16 protein-coding genes and 1 tRNA gene are annotated in these 20,184 nt (G+C 71.4%); 10 read left to right on the top strand and 7 right to left on the bottom strand.

Translation table 11 applies throughout. The annotated features are described in order from the left end of the window. Nucleotides 1-24: 24 nt before the first annotated feature. The 3 genes from OG787_RS29000 to OG787_RS28990 form a co-directional block, all read right to left on the bottom strand. A complete protein-coding gene (locus tag OG787_RS29000) occupies nucleotides 25-909 on the bottom strand; it encodes a cellulose-binding protein (RefSeq protein ID WP_405537018.1) in 885 nt (294 codons plus the stop codon). A gap of 178 nt (nucleotides 910-1,087) precedes the next feature. Continuing rightward, on the bottom strand, nucleotides 1,088-4,873 hold the full coding sequence (locus tag OG787_RS28995; protein ID WP_405537017.1) for an SUKH-4 family immunity protein: 3,786 nt from the start codon (nucleotides 4,871-4,873) through the stop codon (nucleotides 1,088-1,090). An 8-nt stretch (nucleotides 4,874-4,881) separates the two neighbouring features. Next, nucleotides 4,882-5,880 (bottom strand): SMI1/KNR4 family protein, encoded by a 999-nt coding sequence (locus tag OG787_RS28990; RefSeq protein ID WP_405537016.1) that lies wholly within the window; start codon nucleotides 5,878-5,880, stop codon nucleotides 4,882-4,884. A gap of 355 nt (nucleotides 5,881-6,235) precedes the next feature. On the opposite strand from OG787_RS28990, the gene OG787_RS28985 reads away from it, so the two are divergent. Beyond that, entirely contained in the window at nucleotides 6,236-6,832 is a 597-nt protein-coding gene (locus OG787_RS28985) for a YwqJ-related putative deaminase (RefSeq protein ID WP_369035466.1), read from the top strand. A 76-nt stretch (nucleotides 6,833-6,908) separates the two neighbouring features. Continuing rightward, nucleotides 6,909-7,442 (top strand): SUKH-3 domain-containing protein, encoded by a 534-nt coding sequence (locus OG787_RS28980; protein ID WP_369035477.1) that lies wholly within the window; start codon nucleotides 6,909-6,911, stop codon nucleotides 7,440-7,442. A gap of 136 nt (nucleotides 7,443-7,578) precedes the next feature. Here the strand turns inward: OG787_RS28980 and OG787_RS28975 are convergent, their stop codons facing one another. Then, a complete protein-coding gene (locus tag OG787_RS28975) occupies nucleotides 7,579-8,892 on the bottom strand; it encodes a sensor histidine kinase (RefSeq protein WP_405537015.1) in 1,314 nt (437 codons plus the stop codon). A gap of 281 nt (nucleotides 8,893-9,173) precedes the next feature. Here OG787_RS28975 and OG787_RS28970 point away from each other — a divergent pair. From OG787_RS28970 to OG787_RS28945, 6 genes are all read left to right on the top strand, one after another. Next, a tRNA-Gln gene (locus OG787_RS28970) sits at nucleotides 9,174-9,245 on the top strand. 129 nt (nucleotides 9,246-9,374) lie between these two features. Next, nucleotides 9,375-10,823: a bifunctional UDP-N-acetylglucosamine diphosphorylase/glucosamine-1-phosphate N-acetyltransferase GlmU gene (gene glmU / locus OG787_RS28965; protein WP_405537014.1), complete on the top strand. Its 1,449-nt coding sequence runs from the start codon at nucleotides 9,375-9,377 to the stop codon at nucleotides 10,821-10,823. Nucleotides 10,824-10,942: 119 nt separating this feature from the next. Beyond that, nucleotides 10,943-11,926 carry a ribose-phosphate diphosphokinase gene (locus tag OG787_RS28960; protein ID WP_369035463.1) on the top strand — a complete coding sequence of 328 codons (984 nt, stop codon included), beginning with the start codon at nucleotides 10,943-10,945 and terminating at the stop codon, nucleotides 11,924-11,926. Nucleotides 11,927-12,130: 204 nt separating this feature from the next. Continuing rightward, the gene (locus tag OG787_RS28955; protein WP_369035462.1) at nucleotides 12,131-12,715 is read left to right on the top strand and encodes a 50S ribosomal protein L25/general stress protein Ctc; all 585 of its coding nucleotides are present in this window, start codon (nucleotides 12,131-12,133) and stop codon (nucleotides 12,713-12,715) included. 89 nt (nucleotides 12,716-12,804) lie between these two features. Continuing rightward, on the top strand, nucleotides 12,805-13,407 hold the full coding sequence (pth, locus tag OG787_RS28950) for an aminoacyl-tRNA hydrolase (RefSeq protein WP_369035461.1): 603 nt from the start codon (nucleotides 12,805-12,807) through the stop codon (nucleotides 13,405-13,407). A 65-nt stretch (nucleotides 13,408-13,472) separates the two neighbouring features. Further along, a complete protein-coding gene (locus OG787_RS28945) occupies nucleotides 13,473-13,964 on the top strand; it encodes a hypothetical protein (protein ID WP_369035460.1) in 492 nt (163 codons plus the stop codon). 69 nt (nucleotides 13,965-14,033) lie between these two features. On the opposite strand, the gene ppc is transcribed toward OG787_RS28945, so the two are convergent. Beyond that, nucleotides 14,034-16,775: a phosphoenolpyruvate carboxylase gene (ppc, locus tag OG787_RS28940; RefSeq protein ID WP_369035459.1), complete on the bottom strand. Its 2,742-nt coding sequence runs from the start codon at nucleotides 16,773-16,775 to the stop codon at nucleotides 14,034-14,036. 277 nt (nucleotides 16,776-17,052) lie between these two features. Between ppc and OG787_RS28935 the strand changes: the two genes are divergently transcribed. Together OG787_RS28935 and OG787_RS28930 are read left to right on the top strand one after the other, a co-directional pair. Next, the gene (locus tag OG787_RS28935; protein ID WP_369035458.1) at nucleotides 17,053-18,078 is read left to right on the top strand and encodes an acyl-CoA desaturase; all 1,026 of its coding nucleotides are present in this window, start codon (nucleotides 17,053-17,055) and stop codon (nucleotides 18,076-18,078) included. Continuing rightward, on the top strand, nucleotides 18,075-18,752 hold the full coding sequence (locus OG787_RS28930; RefSeq protein WP_369035457.1) for a TetR family transcriptional regulator: 678 nt from the start codon (nucleotides 18,075-18,077) through the stop codon (nucleotides 18,750-18,752). The genes OG787_RS28935 and OG787_RS28930 overlap by 4 nt, the downstream gene beginning before the upstream one ends. A 193-nt stretch (nucleotides 18,753-18,945) precedes the next feature. Here OG787_RS28930 and OG787_RS28925 read toward each other — a convergent pair whose 3' ends face one another. After that, nucleotides 18,946-19,311 carry a VOC family protein gene (locus OG787_RS28925; protein WP_369035456.1) on the bottom strand — a complete coding sequence of 122 codons (366 nt, stop codon included), beginning with the start codon at nucleotides 19,309-19,311 and terminating at the stop codon, nucleotides 18,946-18,948. Between the two features lie 3 nt (nucleotides 19,312-19,314). Further along, nucleotides 19,315-20,124, bottom strand: a complete 810-nt coding sequence (locus OG787_RS28920) for a trans-aconitate 2-methyltransferase (protein ID WP_405537009.1) — start codon at nucleotides 20,122-20,124, stop codon at nucleotides 19,315-19,317. Nucleotides 20,125-20,184: the final 60 nt, after the last annotated feature.

Here is a 20,184-nt window from a genome sequence, read left to right as displayed (position 1 = left end):
TTCCCCCTCCCCCGCGCGGACGTCCTATTCGGCCGCCGCCCGCCCCGTGAGCGTGGTCAGGCTGCTGCGTACGTGGTCCATGTGGGCCTGTACGTCGTCCCACTCCTCGCCGTGCTCCCGCAGCACGCGCTCCGTCTCGCGGGCGATGCGGTCCTCCTGGACGCGGGCCTCGGTGAGGATCTCGGCGGCGTGGATCCGGGCGTCGTCCTCGATGCGCCCGACCGACTCCTCGGCGTCCGCGAAGGCCCGCTTCGCCTCCGACAGCGCGGCCTCGGCGGCCGTCACGCGGTCCATGTGCCGTGCGTCCAGGGCGACTTCACGCTCGCCGGCGAGCCGCTCCTCCGCGGCCCACCTCTCCGCATACTCCTTCTCCTGCTCGGCGAGCAGCCCCGAGGTCCGCGCCCGCATCTCGCGCAGCGCGGCCAGCGCCTCCCCGCGCCCCTCCTTGATGTCCCGCCGGGCGCCGATCCGGATCTCGTCGGCCTCGGCGCGGGCGGCGAGCAGCCGGTGCCGGGCGCGTTCGTCGGCCTCGGCGCGTACGGCCTGGGCGGCGGCCTCGGCGCCCTCCCGCAGGGCGTCCGCGCGGGCCTCGGCCGCCGCGACCAGTTGCCGCGCCTCGCTGCGCCCCCGCTCCCGCACGGCGCCGGCCTCCTCGGCGCCCAACTCCCAGAGCCGGCGGGCGCGTTCGCCGAGGCTGTCGTACGTCTGCGGAGCGAGCCCCGCGACGACCTCCCGCAGCCGCTCCGACTCGGCGCCCATCTGCCGGGCCAGCACGGTCAGCCGCGCGGCCCGCTCCCAGGCGGCGTCCCGCTCCGCGGAGAGCGCGGCGGCGTACGCGTCGACCTGATCGGGCCGGTAACCACGCCCCCGTCCGGCCCCGAAACCGTGCGACGTCGCTGCGTTGCTCATCCTGCAACCCCTCTCCACGTACGAAGTAATGATTTCGCGCATATCTTGATGGATTGGGACGAAATGTGCCTAACGCGACACTCCGGGCAGGGTCACGGTCCGTATCTCGGCATACGGAAGGGAGGGGGTGGGTGACCGTACGGTCACCCACCCCTCCCTTCCTGGAACGGCTCTGGAACTACAGCAACCCGTCCCACATCTGCTCGAGCAGCACCGACCACCAGCTCTCCGGCGAGCCGAGCGCCGCCGGGTCGAGGGAGGCGAGCTGGGCCTGGAAGTCGACGGTCCAGCGGCCCGCCTGCTCCTGGTTCAGGCCGTAGCGCAGCCGCCACATACGGCCCAGCAGGGCGAGACAGCGCGCGAACTCGGGCAGGCCGGTGTTCACGAACTGCGGCGGTACGGGTGCGCCGCCCGGTCCCGGCTCCACGGGCACGGCGACGATGTTGGCGGTGCCGTACTGCACGCAGATCGCCTTGCCGAAGTCGCTGCCCATGACGAGGTACGAGCCCGCGTCCGACGCCGGCCGCACCCCGCGTTCCTGCGCCAGCTCGGCGAGCGTCGGTACCGGCCGCCCCGGCTGGGCCTGCGCCCAGAAGAACGGCCCCATGTCGGCGGGCAGCCCGGCGACGACCAGGGTGTGCGCCACGATCGGCGGCACGCCCTGCCGCGACACCGCGGCCTGGTCGAACCGGAAGACCCCCGGCCCGAACGCGCCGGCCAGCTCCTGCGCGACCGCCTCCGGCGGGATCGGCGGCGCGGGCTGGATGGGCGGGAGGGGCGCGCGTACGGGCCCGGGTCGCGCGGGCCCGTCCGCGACCTGGTGCAACTCGCCCTGGTGCGCGAGGAGTTGGGCCATGCCCTGCTGACGGCTCGCGTGGTCGGTGCCGTAGGGGGCGATGCTCGTGATCCGGGCGTTCGGCCACTGCTCGCGGATCATGCGCGCGCAGTAGGCCCCCGGCAGCTCGCAGCTCTCCAACTCGGTGTGGAGTTCGAGGACTTGATCCGGCGGGATGTTCATCGCCCGCAACTCATGAAAGATCTGCCACTCCGGATGCGGCGTCCCCGGCGCGGACCGCCGAATCAGCTGCTGCTCCGACCCGTCGGGGGCGCGGTAGCGAAGAACGGCCTGATAACCGGGGCCGACGGTGGGCTGACCGGGCGGGGGGTAGCCGTAGGAGGGGGCGGGCGGGGGCGCGGAGAGGTTGGGGGCAGGGGGTGGCGGGAACCCAGGGGTGGGCGCGCCAGGGGCGTGCATCCCGGGCGCCGACTGGGCGGGGGCGGCGGGGCCGGGGGGCGCCATTCCGGGTGCTGCGAATCCGGAGGCGGGCCGACCGCCGGGCGCGGGCATACCGGGGGCGGACTGACCACCGGGGGTGGGTGTGCCAGGGGCGGACTGACCGCCCGGAGCAGGCATGCCGGGGTTGGGCTGGCCACCCGGCGCCGGGATACCGGCGACAGGCTGACCACCCGGTGCGGGCATGCCGTGCGCCGACCGACCGCCGGGGGGCGGGGGTACGGCACCGGGTGGCGGCGGGGGCTGGGGGGAACTCGGGGGCGCGCCGGGGGTGCCCGGAGCACCGGGAGGGCTCTGGGTACCGGGGGCACCCTGGGTACCGGGAGGGCTCTGGGTACCGGGGGCACCCTGGGTACCGGGAGGGCTCTGGGTACCGGGAGCGCCCTGAGCGCCAGGCACGCCAGGGAAACCAGGAGTGCCCTGGAGGCCGGGGGCACTTTGCGCGCCAGGGGAACCGGGGGTGCCCGGAGCACCCGGGAAGCCGGGGGCGCCTGGGGCACCGGGGGTTCCTGGAGCCCCGGGGAAGGCCGGGGCGCCCTGGGAGCCGGGGGCACCAGGAGTGCCCGGAGCCCCATGGAAGCCAGGTGCGCCGGGAGCGCCGGCGGTTCCGGGAGCCCCGGAGAAGCCCGGGGCGCCCTGCGAACCCTGGGCCTGGGAGTTCTGGGCCTGGGAGCCAGGAGTGCCAGTAGCCCCACGGAAGCCAGGTGCGCCGGGAGCGCCGGCGGATCCCGGAGCCCCGGAGAAGCCCGGGGCGCCCTGCGAACCCTGGGCCTGGGAGTTCTGGGCCTGGGAGCCAGGAGTGCCAGTAGCCCCACGGAAGCCAGGGGCGCCGGGAGCGCCGGCGGATCCCGGAGCCCCGGAGAAGCCCGGGGCGCCCTGGGAGCCAGGGGCACCAGCAGTGCCCGCAGCCCCACGGAAGCCCGGTGCGCCCGGAGCGCCGGATCCACCAGGCTGACCAGGAGCGCCTGGTGCACCGGGAGCCTGAGGCGGCGGAGGCGTACCGGGGGCGCCGACCGGAGGACCGGCCAGCATGGTCTCGGCCCGATGCACGGAATCGGGGGCGCCAGAACCGCCAGAACCGCCGGGAGCACCGGGAGCACCGGGAGCACCGGGAGCGGACGGTACGCCTTGCGCACCGGGCACGCCGGGGGCACCCGGAGGCTGCGGAGCGCCAGGGGCACCCGGCGGACGGGGCGCGTTGGCGCCGCCGCCCTGCTTGGGGTCGGCGAACATCGTCGCGGCCTGGTGAACGCCCTCAGGAGGCGCACCCCCGGGCGAGTTGGGAGCACCAGGAGCACCAGGCGGATTCGGCGCACCCGGAGCCTGCGGAGCACCGGCCACACCGGACACACCGAGCCGCCCAGGCGTACCCGGAGGCTGGGGCGCACCCGGCCCCCCAGGAGCCGCCGAAGGCTGAGCCCCACCGGGCTCACCGGGCCGCCCAGGCATACCGGGGGCACCCGGGGGCGGAACCGCACCCGGCCCACCGGGCCGACCAGGACCGGAGAACATCGTCGCGGCCTGATGAACACCACCAGAAGGCGCACCGCCGGACGAGTGGGGACCACCAGCCGTATTCGGAGCGCCCGAGGCCCCCGGGCCACCCGGCGGATTCAACCCACCAGATCCACCAGCAGCACCAGAACCCGCACCACCGGACCCACTGGACCCACCACCGGGCCCACCAGCGCCCCCGGCCCCTTCGCCCCCCTCCGACCCAAGCGCCGAAACAAACTGCGTGGGCACATACCCACCCGCAGGACCAGCCCCCGGCACCGGAGGCGCACCCCCCGGACCGCCCCCCGCCGCCGGAGGCGCAACCCCCGGACGGGCGCCCGGAGTTCCCGGTGCGCCCGGCGGTGGCGGAGTGCCCGCACCCCGGGCGCCTCGCGGCGGCGGGGCCTTGCTGGTCGTCGCGTCGGCGATGTCGCCGGCGTTCGGCGCGAGCGCGCGCCCCGGAGGCGGATAGCCGTACGAGGGACCGTTCGCCCCCTGCGGATAGCCGTACGCCGGACCCGAAGCCCCCGCCGGGCCCAAAGGCCCCGCCGACCCGGGAGCCCCGTCGAAGGCGTCCCGCGAGCGCGGAACGTCGTCGTCGCTCAGCGGTGGCGAGAACACCGTCGCCGGGAGCGGTACGGAGCGGTCCTCGCCCGCGTCCACGCTGGTCGTGTCGGTCCCCGTCCAGGGCGTGGCCCCTGGCGGCACCGCGTCCGACGGAGGCGCCGAGGGCGCAGCCGAGGCCGCCACCCCAACCGCGTCACCGCCGGAGGCACCCGCATCCCCCCGCCGATCCTGGATCCCCAGCTTGTCCGCCGCCTCCTGCAACCACTCCGGCGGAGTCAGCAGGAACGACGTCTGGTTCAGGTCGACCCGCGCCGGAGGCGCCGGTACGGCGTCCTCGACGGCGTCCGGACGGCCGTACTCCTCCTCGTAGCGGCGGATCACCTCGCCCACCGGCAGCGCGGGCCACAGCGTGGCCTCGCCGCTGTCCCGGGCGAGGACCAGCCGCTGGGCGCCCCCGTCCGAACGCGGACCCTCGGCGCGGTCCTCCGCCCAGACCACGAACCCCAGCTCGAACTCCCGTACCCGCGCCTCCCGGTGCTGGTACGACGGCACATCCCCGTTGACCCATTCCTCGGCGCGCTCCTGCGCCTGCGCGAAGGTCACCATCGGTCAGATCACTCCCCCACCGAAGTCGCCGAAGGCACGTGCACCGCGCGCGCGAAGCCGCCGTCCACCATCAGGTTCGCCACCGTCTCCAGCTCCGGCGGATTGCCCGCGAGCCGGGACAGGAACTGGTCGAAGTCGTCGCCGCACGGCAGCAGCAGCCGCTGGACGCGGTCGGCCGGCGGCCAGGTCGGATCGACGTCCCGCGCGTCGTCGTACGCGCAGAACCACACCGAACCGAGCCGCTCGCCCTTCACCTTCACGGCCAGCAGACCGCCCTGCACGAAGGCGACGCACAGATAGTCCTTGGTCAGGTGGTCGCGCAGGCACTTGTTGACGTACACGAGGTCGTTCACCGCGGCCTCTTCCCGCACCGTGAAGAACGGCTGGTCCACCAGCAGCCCCAGCTCGGCGTCGAGCGCGGCGCCCACCGGCGCGCAGCCGCCCGCCGCCTTCAGGAACGAGCGGTAGGCCCCCGGCAGGCGGTAGCCGAGGTCCTCCTCGACGCCCTGCACCTGCTGCTCGGTCACCGCGACCGCCGACTTCGGCAGCGCGAAGTGCGCCGGCCGCGTCTCCTGCAACGGCCGCGTACCGCGCTTGTGCTGATCGACCGTCGAGGTCGCGATCCCGCCGTGGTGCCGCAGCAGCGCCTTCACCTCGACGGGGACCAACTCCAGCCGCCGGCCGCCCGGTGCGTGGTGCCAGGTCCAGCCGTGCGGCGTCGCCACCGCCGGGACCGTGTCCCACAGTTCGTGCCCGGACGCGGCCAGCGCCGCGTTCGCCGACACGTAGTCCGTCAGCCGCAGTTCGTCGACGCCGAAGCCCTCGGGCGGCTCGGCGATCTCCGCCACCGCACGCGCGTAGAGCGAGAAGTCCGGATAGCCGTGTTCGTCGACCCGCACCCCTCTCGGGTGCCGGGTGGCCCGGACCGGGTCCGGGAAGTGCACGACCTGCCCGGCATAGGCCGCGTTCGGCGGCACGGCTCGCTGCCCGAGCCGACCTGTCGTCATGGCGGTTGCCCCCTGCGGCGTTCTGTAGGGCCCGCACATCAGTGCGGTCCGTACGTCTGTCACATCACGTGCACGTCACATCCCGTACCCCCGCACCCGTCCCGACCGCCAGCACATCAGTACGGACAGCCACCCGGACGAGGCCGCGGTTCGCGGTTGCCCGACAGCCTATGCGGTACGCCGACACCGGTCACCGGCACCAGTCACCGGCCCCCCGGTTCCGTGACCTGCCGTCACCCTGCCGTGACGGTCCGCCGAAGCCCTGGCGTGTCACACCGCCCCAGCTTCCGCACCAGCCACGCCATTTGGCACTCTGTGTCCGCCGGGGGGATGTACGGGGGAGGCACCGGAGGGGATGACGATCATGAACGCGACACAGACGGGGACACAGACAGGCAGGCCCGCAGGCAGGCCGACGGACGGTTCCACGGGAACACCCGTGCCCGGAACACGCGGTACGGGCGACAGACCCGGCGGCGACCCACGCGTCGGCTGGAGCGCGAGCGAGACGCCCCGCGTCCCCGCCCTCCGCCACCGCCGCGACGGCATACTCCCGACCGTCGCCGCCGCCCTCTCCGTACGCGGCGCCACCCTCACCGGCACGGCTGCCCGCGGCGACCAGCCGCCCGCCCTGCACCCGCTCGTCCAGGACTTCCTGGACACCCTCACCAGCGCCCAGCGCGACCGCGCGACCGGCCGCTGCGCCGAGGCGCTCCTCATATCCCGGCAGATCACCGTCGCCGACGAGGCCCGCAGCAAGCGCGCCGCCCGCAAGCCCATGACCCACGGCGAGGCCCGCAGGGCACTGAAACAAGCCAAACTCACCACCCGCCGCATCCGCGAGGACGGCGACCCCCTCCACGGCGGCTTCGCCGCGCCCTGCCGCTCCTGCACAGCGCTCAGCGCCCACTTCGGCGTCCGCATAGTCGACCCGTCGGCCCCGACCGGCTGACGCCCGCACCTCCACCCCCCACACACGCACGACGGTGCCCCGGCGCCGGTCCATGACCTCGACGATCGAAGGGCAGATGCACACCGACCGCACGTCCTCCCCCAATCCCCCGCATCCGTTCGGGCCAGGGGGAACCTCGTCCCGCTTCCCCACACCCGTCGACGCCGCACTGCGCGCCGCCGGCTGGCAGCCCGGACGCTGGGACATAAAGCAGGCGGAGATCTGGGCCGACGCCCTACGGGGCCACACGTCCCCCGCCGGCCACCGCCACGCGGTCTTCCCCGCCGCCGTCGAGGCCTGGGCGGAGTTCGGCGGTCTGCACATCACGCCCTCCGGCCCCGGCCGCCAGGTCGCCCCCACCGCCCTGCACCTGGACCCCCTGCACGGCCTCCACATGGCCCGCACCCTCGCCGACCTCGGCCGCGCCCTCGACACCGAGGTCTGCCCCCTCGGCGAGGAACGGGAGACCCAGTCCCTCCTCGCCATCGACACAGAAGGCCGCGTCTACGCCCTCGACCACACCGGCGACTGGTACCTCGGCCCCGACGTCGACCAGGCCCTGTCCACCCTGGTCACCGGCCTGGAACCGATACGCCTGACGGCACCCTGAGCCCCCTCGGACCGAGTCGGGTGCGCAACCGCGCCCCGAAAGGGGCGCGGGGCTGCATCTGTCTGCGGCTCCGCCGCGGGGCGCGACCAGCCCCCACCGGGCCCGCGGCGAAAGACCCGCACAACCGGCGGAGCGCTCACGTCGGAATGACCGCCGACACCCGAAACCCCCCGGCCTCCGTCGACCCGGACACGAAAACGCCGCCCAGCGCGGCGACCCGCTCCTTCATCCCGAGCAGACCGTTGCCACCGGACGGCAACCCCACCGACGAGGCCGAAGCCGGCTCGGGCGGTGGCTCGTTCTCCACCTGCATCGCGATCTCACCACCGCGATGGGCCAGCCGTACGTGCGTCTTCGCACCGGCCGCGTGCTTGTGGACGTTCGTCAGCGCCTCCTGCACCACGCGGTACGCGGTCTGCTCCACCTCCGCGCCGTACAGCCGCACGTCCCCCTCGACGGACAGATCCACGACCATCCCCGCGGCCGCCGACTGCCCGATCAACTCCTCCAGCTCCTCCAGGCAGGGCCCGTCCGCCCCACCGTCGCCACTCTCGGCGGCACGAGAGGCGGCCACCGCCGCGGCCACCCCCACCGCCGCCAACGGCACACCCTGCACCCGCCGTTCGAACCCCTCCCCCGACCGCAGCACCCCGAGCATCTCCCGCAGCTCGGTCAAGGCCTGGCGCCCCATGTCCCCCACCAGGGCGGCATTCCGCACGGCCTTCTCCGGGTCCTTCCGGGCAACGGCCTGAAGCGCGGCAGCATGCACGACCATCAGACTCACCCGATGCGCGACGACGTCGTGCATCTCCCGCGCGATACGCGTCCGCTCCTCGTTGCGCGCCCACTCCGCCCGCTCCTCGGCCCGCTCGGCCAGCAACTGAAGCTCCCGCTCCAGACTGTCGGCCCGCTCCCGGAGACTCTCCATCAGCCGCCGCCGGGCCCCCACGTACAGCCCGAGCAGCAGGGGCGGCGCGGTAACACCCAACGACGTAGTGATGGCAACCACGGGAACGAGCCAGTCCCCGATCTTCAGACTCCCGTTCGCCATGTCCTGATGCGACCGCACGAACGTCACGATGAGCGTCCCCACCATCGCCATGCCCGCCAACGCCCCGATGATCCGCCGAGGCAACTCGCTGGCGGCAAGCGTATAAAGCCCGACGATCCCCATCAGGAAGCCCATCTGGGCCGGCGTAATGGCGATGGCGACCAGCACGACAGCAATCGGCCACCGCCGCCGCAACAACAACACGGACCCGGCAACAAGCCCGAACACAATCCCGGCCGACACGGGAATCCCCGCGTCCCGAGCGAACGGAACCCCCTCCGCCGCACACTCCCCGGCGGACACCAGCGCAAGCCCCCCGTCAAGCACCGCGCTGCGCCACCTGGCCCACCACCACGGCCCGGTCAGGGCCGCGGTGTGGTCTTCCCCCGTAGTGGTCATGCGTCCAGCCTACGGGCGCCACCCCCCGCTTTTCCGGCGAGTTTCGACGACTGGCCTACACCACACAGGCCCGCACCACCGCAATCGAACAGAAGCGAAACCCACCAGAATCCCTCGAACTGCCGAATCGCACGCCGTTCGACCCTGGAAGCGATGATTCCGTCCCCGGCGACGACCCCGAGCGCGCCGACCTACACCGTCGCGTCGAGGGCCGGTGTTACGGCATAGTGGTGGGTGCCAATTCGGCGGCCCGGCCAAATGTCCGGTTCAGTCGATTTCATTCCCCCGTGGTGTAATTGGCAGCACTGTGGCTTTTGGTGCCATCTGTCCGGGTTCAAGTCCTGGCGGGGGAGCAATACCAGAGCGATACGAGATGTGGGCCCTGACAGCTCTGTCAGGGCCCACTCTCATGTCCCACACGAAACGCCCCGGTATCCTGCGGATGTCCGCCCCTCCCCCTCCGCAGCCGAAGGGCACACCCCGTGAGCGCCAATCGCCCCGCCGCCGTCGTCGTACTCGCAGCGGGTGAGGGCACCCGTATGAAGTCGGCCACACCCAAGGTCCTGCACGAGCTGTGCGGGCGTTCGCTGGTGGGTCATGTGCTCGCCGCCGCCCGCGAGTTGGACCCCGAGAACCTGGTCGTCGTCGTGGGGCACGCCCGCGAACAAGTCACCGCCCACCTCGCCGAGGCCGACGCCGGCATCCGTACCGCCTTCCAGGCGCAGCAGAACGGCACCGGTCACGCCGTACGCATGGGGCTGGAGGAGTTGGGTGGGAGCGTCGACGGGACTGTCGTCGTCGTCTGTGGTGACACCCCGCTGCTCACCGGAGCCACCCTGCGTGCCCTCGCCGCCACCCACTCCGGCGACGGCAACGCCGTGACCGTGCTGACCGCCGAGGTGCCGGACGCGACCGGGTACGGGCGGATCGTGCGGGACGGGGCCTCCGGGGCCGTCACCGCGATCGTCGAGCACAAGGACGCGAGCGACTCGCAGCGAGCCATCCGTGAGATCAACTCCGGGGTCTTCGCCTTCGACGGGCAGCTGCTCGCCGACGCGCTGGGGAAGGTGCGGACCGACAACTCTCAGGGTGAGGAGTACCTCACCGACGTCCTCGGGATTCTCCGCGAGGCCGGGCATCGCGTCGGGGCCTCCATCGCCGGTGATCATCGTGAGATCGCCGGGATCAACAACCGTGTGCAGCTCGCCGAGGCGCGGCGGATTCTCAACGACCGGCTGCTGACCGAGGCCATGCTCGCGGGGGTGAGCGTGATCGATCCGGCCAGTACCTGGGTCGACGTCACGGTCACCTTTGAGCAGGACTCGATCGTGCATCCGAACACGCTGCTCCAGGGCTCCACGCATCTCGCCGAGGGTGCCGAGGTCGGGCCCAACTCCCGGCTCAAGGACACCCGGGTGGGAGCTGGCGCGCGCGTGGACAACACCGTTGCCGATGGCGCCGAGGTCGGTCCTCAGGCGACCGTGGGGCCGTACGCGTATCTGCGGCCCGGTACGCGTCTCGGGGTCAAGTCCAAGATCGGGACGTACGTCGAGACGAAGAACGCGTCGATCGGTGACGGGACGAAGGTGCCGCACCTGTCGTACGTCGGGGACGCGACGATCGGGGAGTACTCGAACATCGGTGCCGCCAGTGTGTTCGTGAACTACGACGGCGAGGCGAAGCATCACACCACCGTGGGGTCGCACTGCAAGACGGGTTCGGACAACATGTTTGTGGCGCCTGTCACGGTCGGGGACGGTGCGTACACCGCGGCCGGCTCCGTGATCACGAAGGACGTGCCGCCCGGTTCGCTGGCCGTCGCCCGGGGCCAGCAGCGGAATATCGAGGGTTGGGTGGCCCGTAAGCGTCCGGGGAGTGCCTCGGCGAAGGCCGCCGAGGCCGCTTCCCGGGAGCAGGGCGGCGGAAGCTGACCGGAAACAGGTAGGTCGGACTCGGGCTACCGTGATAGATGCACACCCGCACACCCCCAGCTGAGCAGGCCTCTCAGGGCTGATCACGGCTGAGACACCACCTCTGAGGAGACAGTGCTGTGACCGGGACCAAGACGACCGGCGAGAAGAAGAAGATGATGTTCTTCTCCGGCCGCGCCCACCCCGAGCTTGCCGAGGAGGTCGCCCAGCAGTTGGGGGTCGGGGTTGTCCCGACGAAGGCCTTCGACTTCGCGAACGGTGAGATCTACGTTCGCTACGAGGAATCGGCACGTGGCGCGGACTGCTTCGTGATCCAGAGCCACACGGCTCCGATCAACCAGTGGATCATGGAGCAGCTGATCATGATCGACGCGCTGAAGCGCGCGTCGGCTCGTTCCATCACCGTGATCGTGCCGTTCTACGGTTACGCGCGGCAGGACAAGAAGCACCGCGGACGTGAACCGATCTCGGCGCGGCTCATCGCCGACATGATGAAGACCGCCGGTGCGGACCGCATTCTCACCGTCGACCTGCACACGGACCAGATCCAGGGCTTCTTCGACGGCCCGGTCGATCATCTCTTCGCGCTGCCGCTGCTCGCCGACTACGTGGGCGAGAAGGTGGACAAGGGCAAGCTGACGGTCGTCTCGCCGGACGCGGGCCGGGTGCGCGTGGCCGACCGCTGGTGCGACCGGCTGGGTGCGCCGCTGGCGATCGTGCACAAGCGGCGCGACAAGGACGTGGCGAACCAGGTGACCGTCCACGAGGTCGTGGGTGAGGTCAAGGGCCGTGTGTGCGTCCTCGTCGACGACATGATCGACACCGGTGGCACGATCTGCGCCGCGGCGGACGCGTTGTTCGCGCACGGCGCCGAGGACGTCATCGTGACGGCGACGCACGGTGTGCTGTCGGGTCCGGCGGCGGACCGGCTGAAGAACTCCCGGGTCAGCGAGTTCATCTTCACGAACACGCTGCCGACGCCGGGTGAGCTGAGCGCCGACCTGGACAAGATCAAGGTGCTGTCGATCGCGCCGACGATCGCGAGCGCGGTGCGTGAGGTGTTCGAGGACGGTTCGGTGACGAGCCTGTTCGACGAGCAGTAAGCCGGCAGTAAGCCGAAAAACGCTTCTGCATGATCGATTTTTCTGCGGCCTCCCCTGCCGAGTAGTCTGTCCAAGTTGCTCGGCGAGGGAGGCCGTACCCATGTACGTCATGGGACGGCGATCCGTTATCGACGCGCTCTTCGTAGCAGGCCGTTCGTGGCCGGGTGACCTGTCCGTCTCTCACCCGTACGAGGAGTGAAACGCATGTCCGAGGTAAAGCTCACCGCCGAGACCCGCACCGAGTTCGGCAAGGGCGCCGCCCGCCGCATCCGCCGCGAGGCCAAGGTTCCCGCGGTCGTCTACGGCCACGGCGCCGACCCCGTCCACATCGCGCTGCCGGGCCACGAGCTGGCGCTCGCCCTGCGTACCCCGAACGTCCTGCTGACCCTGGACATCGAGGGCCGCACCGAGCTGGCGATCCCGAAGGCCGTACAGCGCGACCCGCTGAAGGGCTTCCTGGAGCACGTCGACCTGCTCACCGTGAAGCGCGGCGAGAAGGTCACCGTCGAGGTCTACGTCCACACCGAGGGCGAGCTGGCCCCGGGCGCGTACCTGCTCGAGCACGTGCTGAGCACGCTGACCGTCGAGGCCGAGGCCACGCACATCCCCGAGTCCGTCACCGTGTCCATCGCGGGCCTGGAGGCCGGTGCCTCCATCCTCGCCAAGGACATCCCGCTGCCCTCCGGCACCACGCTGGCGATCGACGAGGACGCGGTCGTCCTCCAGGTCCTCGCCGCGCAGGCGGAGGAGGCCCCGGCCGAGTCCGAGACCGAGAGCACCGAGGGCTGATCCTCAGCTCGGTAGAGTTCGTCGGCCGCCGCTTCCGTACCGGAGCGGCGGCCGACGCGCGTATCAAGGACGCGTATCAAGAGGGAGAGATGAACGTGACGACGGATGCGTCCGCCCCCTGGCTGGTCGTCGGCCTCGGCAACCCCGGGCCGGAGTACGCGGCCAACCGCCACAACGTCGGCTTCATGGTGGCCGATCTGCTGGCCGCGCGGATCGGCGGGAAGTTCAAGCGGGCCGGGAAGGCGCAGGCGCAGGTCGTGGAGGGGCGGATCGGTCCGCCTGGGCCGTTGAACCGCCGGGTGATCCTGGCAAAGCCGATGTCGTACATGAACCTGTCGGGCGGGCCGGTGAACGCGCTCAAGGACTTCTACAAGGTGCCCGTCGCCAACGTCGTCGCGATCCACGACGAGCTGGACATCGACTACGGCACCCTGCGGCTGAAGTTCGCCGGCGGGGACAACGGGCACAACGGTCTGAAGTCGATGACGAAGGCCTTCTCCGCCGAGTACCACCGGGTGCGGTTCGGGATCGGGCGCCCGCCGGGCCGGATGCCGGTCGCCGACTTCGTACTGAAGGACTTCTCCGCCGCGGAGCGCAAGGAGCTGGACTACTTCGTGGACCGGGCCGCGGATGCCGTGGAGTGTCTGGTGATCGAGGGTCTCGAGCGGGCGCAAAGCACGTACAACTCCTGACTTGTCCGGTCGTTCGGACCGACCGAGGTTGACTCTTCGTCGAGGCATGGCCAATGATCCCCGCCATGCCTGCCACAGCCACCTCTTCCCGCCAGGCCTCGGTCGCCGCCCTCCGGTTCGGACAGCTCGCGGCGATGGGTACGGTCGCCGCGCTCATCCTGATCGCGGGCGTCTGGGCGTCCTGGGGGACGGCCCAGCACGTGATGCTCTCCAAGGGCCGCGAGCAGGGCACGATGACCGTGGCGGAGTGCGAGGACGGCGTCTGTACGGGGTCGTACCGGCCGGTGTCGGTGGGGTCCGAGGCGCGGGGCGAGGTGGTCCTGGACCAGACGGTCGGGGTCAGCGCGGGCGAGACGTACACCGTGGTCGTGAAGCCCGGCAGCCGTGATGTCGTACGGTCGGGCCCGTCCGGTTTCCTGTACGCCTGGGTGCCGTTGGGCGGCGCGCTGCTGCTGGCATCGGTCGTGGTGGCGGGCGGCCTGGGGCTGCCGCGCACAGGCTGGGCGCTGGCGGGGACCGGTTTCGCGCTGGTGACGGCGGCCTGGGTGGCGTTGTGACAGACATGAGGGTGCCCTCGTATGCGTGATCACGCGTACGAGGGCACCCTCAATCCATGTCCGTCCGGCTCAGCCGGTGTTGCGCAGGCCCGCCGCCACTCCGTTGACCGTGAGGAGCAGGGCGCGGGCGAGGAGCGGGTCGGGCTCGGCGCCCGCTGCCGCCGCGTCGCGCTGGCGCTTCAGCAGGGTCACCTGGAGGTAGGAGATCGGGTCCAGGTAGGCGTCGCGGATGGTGAAGGTCTGCTGGAGGACCGGGTTGGCCTCCAGGAGCTTGCTCTCGCCGGTGACGCGGAGGACCTCGCGGACCGTCAGTTCGTGTTCGGCGCGGATGACGTCGAACACGTGCTTGAGGTTCTCGGGGACGAGGGTGTCGACGTAGTGCTGAGCGATGCGCAGGTCGGTCTTCGCGAGGGTCATCTCGACGTTGGAGATGAAGTTGCGGAAGAAGTGCCACTGCTCGTGCATCTCGTCCAGGACCGTGTCGAGGCCCGCTTCCCGCAGCGCCTTCAGGCCCGACCCGACGCCGAACCAGCCCGGCACGATCTGCCGTGACTGGGTCCAGCCGAACACCCACGGGATCGCGCGCAGCCCGTCCAGCGAGACGCCCGAGCCGGGGCGGCGGGAGGGCCGCGAGCCCAGGTGCAGATCGGCGAGCTGGTCCACCGGCGTGGAGGCGAGGAAGTACGTCGGCAGGTCCGGGTCCTCGACCAGCCTGCGGTAGGCGGCGTGGGCGGCGTCGGACACCACGTCCATGGCCGCGTCCCAGCGGGCGAGGGACTCGTCGGACTGGCGCGGGGAGGTGTGCAGGGCGGAGGCCTGGAGGGTGGCGGCGACCGTCAGTTCGAGGTTCTCGCGGGCCAGCGAGGGGACCAGGTACTTGTCGGAGATCACCTCGCCCTGCTCGGTGACCTTGATCTCGCCCTCCAGGGTGCCCCAGGGCTGGGCGAGGATCGCGTCGTGGGAAGGGCCGCCGCCTCGGCCGACGGTGCCGCCACGGCCGTGGAAGAGCCGCAGCCGGACGCCGTAGCGGTGCGCCACGTCGCGCAGGCGGCGCTGCGCCCGGTGGATCTCCCACTGGCTGGTGGTGATGCCGCCGAACTTGGAGGAGTCCGAGTACCCGAGCATGACCTCCTGGACATCGCCCCTGAGCGCGACGAGGCGCCGATAGGACGGGTCGGAGAGCATGTCCTCCAGGATCGTGTCGGCGGCCTTCAGCTCGTCGGTGGTCTCCAGGAGCGGCACGATGCCGATCTTGGCCCAGCCGCCGTGCAGGTCGATCAGACCGGCCTCGCGGGCCAGCACGGCAGCCGCGAAGACGTCGTCGGAGCCCTGGCACATCGAGATGATGTACGACTCGACGACCTCGGGCCCGAAGACGGCGAGGGCCTTCTTGACGGTCTCGAACACACCGAGCGTCTTGGCGCCGGCCGCGTCGAGGGGCGCCGGGGTGGGCGCGAGGGGACGGCGCGACCGCAGTTCCTTCGCGAGGAGCTTGTTGCGGTACTCGCGGGGCATGTCCTCGTACCGCCAGGACTCCTCCCCGAGGCGGTCGAACAGCTGGCCGAGGGCGTGGTGGTGGGCGTCGGCGTGTTCCCGTACGTCCATGGTCGCCAGCTGGAGACCGAAGGCCGCGAGCGTGCGGATCGTACGGTCCATGCGGCCGTCGGCGAAGAGGCCGCCGCGGTGTTCGCGCAGGGAGGTCTGGATGAGGGTGAGGTCCGCGAGGAGCTGGCCGGTGCCGAGGTAGTCGCGGCCGGGCTGGTGCGGGGTGTCCTTGGCCAGGCGCTGCTTGGTGTTCTCCAGCTTCTGGCGGATGCAGGTGGCCTTGAGGCGGTAGGGCTCCTCGGAGTTGAGGCGCTTGTAGCGGGGGCTGATCTCGGGCAGCAGTTCGATGTCGGCGCGGAGGGACTCCAGGAGTTCCTCGGTGGCACCGGTGTAGCGGATGGAGTTGGAGAGGAAGCCGCGCAGCTCGTCGATCAGTTCGAGCGCGTCGTTGATGCCGTGCTCGTGCTGGAGGATCAGGACGTCCCAGGTGACCTGCGGGGTCACGTTGGGGTTGCCGTCTCGGTCGCCGCCGATCCAGGTGCCGAAGGTGAGGGGCCGGGTGTCGTCGGGGAGCTTGACCCCGACGCGTTCGAGTTCGGCGGTGAGGTCTTCGAGCACGTCCCCGACCGCGCCCGCGTGCAGCTCGTCGAGGTAGTAGATGGCGTTGCGGGCCTCGTCCGCGGGCTCGGGGCGTACGACGCGCAGCTCGTCCGTCTGCCATACAAGGTCGATGTTCTCGGCCAGACGGGTGTCGTAGCGGCGCCGGTCCGCCTCGATGACGGGGGTCTCCAGCAGGGCGGCGATACGGCGCAGCTTGTTGAGGACGGAGCGCCTGGCGGCCTCGGTCGGGTGGGCCGTGAAGACCGGGCGAACGTTGAGGTTCCTGACCGTGGCGCGCAGGTGGTCGGGGTCGGCGTCCTTGAGGCGGTCGGCCGTACGGGCGAGGAGGCCGCCCTCGGCGGCGCGCTTGGCGCGCAGTTCACGGCCTCGGTGCACCTGCTCGGTGACGTTCGCGAGGTGGAAGTAGGTGGAGAAGGCGCGGACGAGCTTGGCGGCGGTCTCCAGCTCGGTGCCACGCAGCAGGTCGGCGGCGGCCTCGCCGTCCTCGCGGGTCAGGTGGCGGACCTTTTCCACGAGTTCCAGCAGCTCGGGGCCCTCCTGGCGGACGAGGGTCTCGCCGAGCAGGTCGCCCAGGCGCCTGATGTCGGCGCGCAGCTCACCGCTGGTCGTCGTGGTGGCCTGGCCATGGTCGTCGGCACTGCTCACAGGTGCGGCTCCTTGCAGTGTGGAGGCTCGGCGGGCATAGGGGCGGAACATCCGGGAACTAAACAAAGCGGACCGCGCTGTCCGACCGACCTAAGGATAGGTGTCGAGTCGGACGCGCAGAATTTCGGGCTCTTGCCGCCGGGCGACGCGCTGCCATACTTACGACGCCGTAGGTTACGCAACCGTAGGGAGCCTGAGGATCCGAAGGCCTCCTCGGATCCCGTACCCCGGTGTCTGCCCAATCTGGACTGGACCCATCACCCCACAGGGGACGCGCATGACCACCTCAGGTTCCGAAGTGATCGAAGACGCTTCGAACTCGAACCCGACCGTGCCCGACGGCACCCCACTGCCCTCAGCCACCCTCGGCGGCGAACGGAAACGGTCGCTCGAACAGATCACGCTCCTTCTCTTCATCATCGTCCCGTTCCTCGCTGTGCTGGCGGCGGTGCCGCTGGCGTGGGGCTGGGGGGTGAGCTGGCTGGACCTCGGCCTGCTCGTCTCCTTCTACTACCTGGGCTGTCACGGCATCACGATCGGTTTCCACCGCTACTTCACGCACGGCGCCTTCAAGGCGAAGCGGCCGCTGCGGATCGCCCTCGCGATCGCCGGTTCGATGGCGGTCGAGGGTCCGCTGGTGCGCTGGGTGGCCGACCATCGCAAGCACCACAAGTTCTCGGACGCGGAGGGCGACCCGCATTCGCCGTGGCGGTTCGGGGAGACGGTTCCGGCGCTGATGAAGGGCCTGTGGTGGGCGCACATCGGCTGGATGTTCGACGAGGAGCAGACCCCGCAGGACAAGTACGCGCCGGACCTGATCAAGGACACGGCGATCCGTACGATCTCGCGCCAGTTCCTCCTCTGGGCGGGCCTGTCCCTGGCACTCCCGGCGCTGATCGGCGGCCTGGTGACGATGTCCTGGTGGGGCGCGTTCACGGGCTTCTTCTGGGGCTCGCTGGTCCGGGTCTGCCTGCTCCACCACGTCACCTGGTCGATCAACTCGATCTGCCACGCGGTGGGCAAGCGGCCGTTCAAGTCCCGTGACCGCTCGGGGAACGTCTGGTGGCTGGCCGTCCTGTCCTGCGGCGAGTCCTGGCACAACCTGCACCATGCCGACCCGACGTCGGCGCGGCACGGTGTGATGCGCGGGCAGATCGATTCCTCGGCGCGGCTCATCCGCTGGTTCGAGATGCTCGGCTGGGCCTATGACGTGCGCTGGCCGTCACGCTCGCGTATCGATTCCCGTCGAAACACGGACGATGACAGTCCTCGGCGCCGGAAGGAGCCCGCGAAGGCGGCATGATTGACGGCGTGGCGACCGACTCCAGCAGCACTCCGAGCAATGAGAAACCGCGGCGCCCCCGCCGCACCCGGATGACGGGTGCCGAGCGCCGGGCCCAGTTGCTGGAGATCGGCCGCACCCTGTTCGCCGCGAAGGGCTTCGAGGCGACGTCGGTGGAGGAGATCGCGGCGAAGGCCGGCGTCTCCAAGCCGGTCGTCTACGAGCACTTCGGCGGCAAGGAGGGCCTGTACGCGGTGGTGGTGGACCGCGAGATGCGCCGCCTCCTCGACATGGTGACCAGCTCCCTGACGGCCGGCCACCCGCGCGAACTGTGCGAACAGGCGGCCTTCGCGCTCCTCGACTACATCGAGGAGTACACGGACGGCTTCCGCATCCTGGTCCGCGACTCCCCCATCCCCCAGTCGACGGGCTCCTTCGCATCCCTGATCTCGGACATCGCCACCCAGGTGGAGGACATCCTGGGCCGCGAGTTCAAGAGCCGGGGCTTCGACCCGAAACTGGCCCCCCTGTACGCCCAGGCCCTGGTCGGCATGGTCGCCCTGACAGGCCAGTGGTGGCTGGACGTACGCCGCCCCCGCAAGGCGGAGGTGGCGGCCCACCTGGTGAACCTGGCGTGGAACGGCCTGGACGGGCTGGAGGCGAAGCCGCACCTGATCGGGCGTCGGAAGGCCTGAGGGTACTTTTCAGGTGAGGGTGCGCTGAGGTCGGTGCGCCTGGCCGGGGGCGCGTTTCAACTGCGGGGCGCGCCGGACCGGAAGCGCCGGGCTTGGGGCGCCTTCTCGACGAAGGCCGCGCACACCCGCCCAGGGGCGCGGGGAACTGCGCGACAAGCCACATACGACCCGCAGCCGTTCACAGCCCGGTTGATCAACGAACCCCCGGCTCCAGGAACTCCAGCCGGTTGCCCACCGGGTCGTACGAGAAGAACCGCCGGTGGCCCGGGAGTTCGTCGTCCCAGGCCACCGACGCCCCGCCTGCGGCCAGCCTCTCCGCGTACGCCTCGATGCCGACGACCCGCAGGCCCGGGTGGGCCTTTCTGGCCGGGCGGAAGTCCTTCTCGATCCCGAGATGCAACTGCACCGGGCCCGCCCGGAACCAGCAGCCTCCCCGTGCGGCCAGGGCCGGCGGCTTCGGGATCTCGGTCATGCCGAGGATGTCGGCGTAGTACGCCCGCAGGGCGTCCTCCGTGCCGGGCGGGGCGGCCAGCTGCACATGGTCGACGGCGGCGATCATCGCTCAGCCCGCCTTCCGCGCCACAGCGAACAGCCGCTGGAACGGCAGCACCGTCCCGTACGCCTCCGTCGGGTACACCGCCCGCAGCAGGTCGCGGTACTCCGTGACGAAGGCGTCCCTCGCCTCCGGGTCCGCCGCCAGGGCCGTCAGTACCGGGCGCAGGCCCGTGCCCTTGACCCAGTCCAGGACCGGGTCCTCGCCCTCCAGGACGTGGAGGTACGTCGTCTCCCAGACGTCCGTCTCGCAGCCGAGGCGGGCCAGGCGGTCGAGGTAGACGAGGGGTGCGTGGACCGAGTCGTCGTGGCGCAGTACCTCGCCGAGGCGGCTTCGCCAGCGGACGCCTGTGCCCAGTTCGCGCATCAGGGTGTGCAGGGGCGCGTCGAGGTTGTTCGGGACCTGGAAGGCGAAGGTGCCGCCGGGGGCGACCGCGTCCAGCCAGGCCGGGAAGGCGTCCAGGTGGCCGTCGACCCACTGGAGGGCCGCGTTCGACACGATCAGGTCGTACGTCTCCGAGGGCGCCCACGCCGTGGCGTCCGCGTGGGCGAAGTCGAGGCGCCCGCCGCCCGCCGTGGGGCCCGCGTGGCGCGCGGCCCGTTCCAGCATCGGTGCGGAGTTGTCGTACCCGGTGATGTGCGCGGTGGGCCAGCGGTCGGCGAGGAGCGTGGTGACGTTGCCGGGGCCGCAGCCCAGGTCGGCGATGCGGGGCTCGGCCGAGGGGAGGGTGGGTACTCGGGCCAGGAGGTCGGTGAAGGGGCGGGCTCGGTGGTCGGCGTGGCGGAGGTACTGGGTGGGGTCCCAGGTGGGGGTGGTCATGCCTCTCACTCTCCCTCGATATTTATCTCGACGTCAAGAGACTTGATCCCAAGAGACTTC

It is taken from the genome of Streptomyces sp. NBC_00075, from assembly GCF_045041225.1.
In the GTDB taxonomy this organism is placed as follows: Bacteria; Actinomycetota; Actinomycetes; order Streptomycetales; family Streptomycetaceae; genus Streptomyces; species Streptomyces adonidis.
This window is presented reverse-complemented; position numbering and strand designations above follow the sequence as displayed.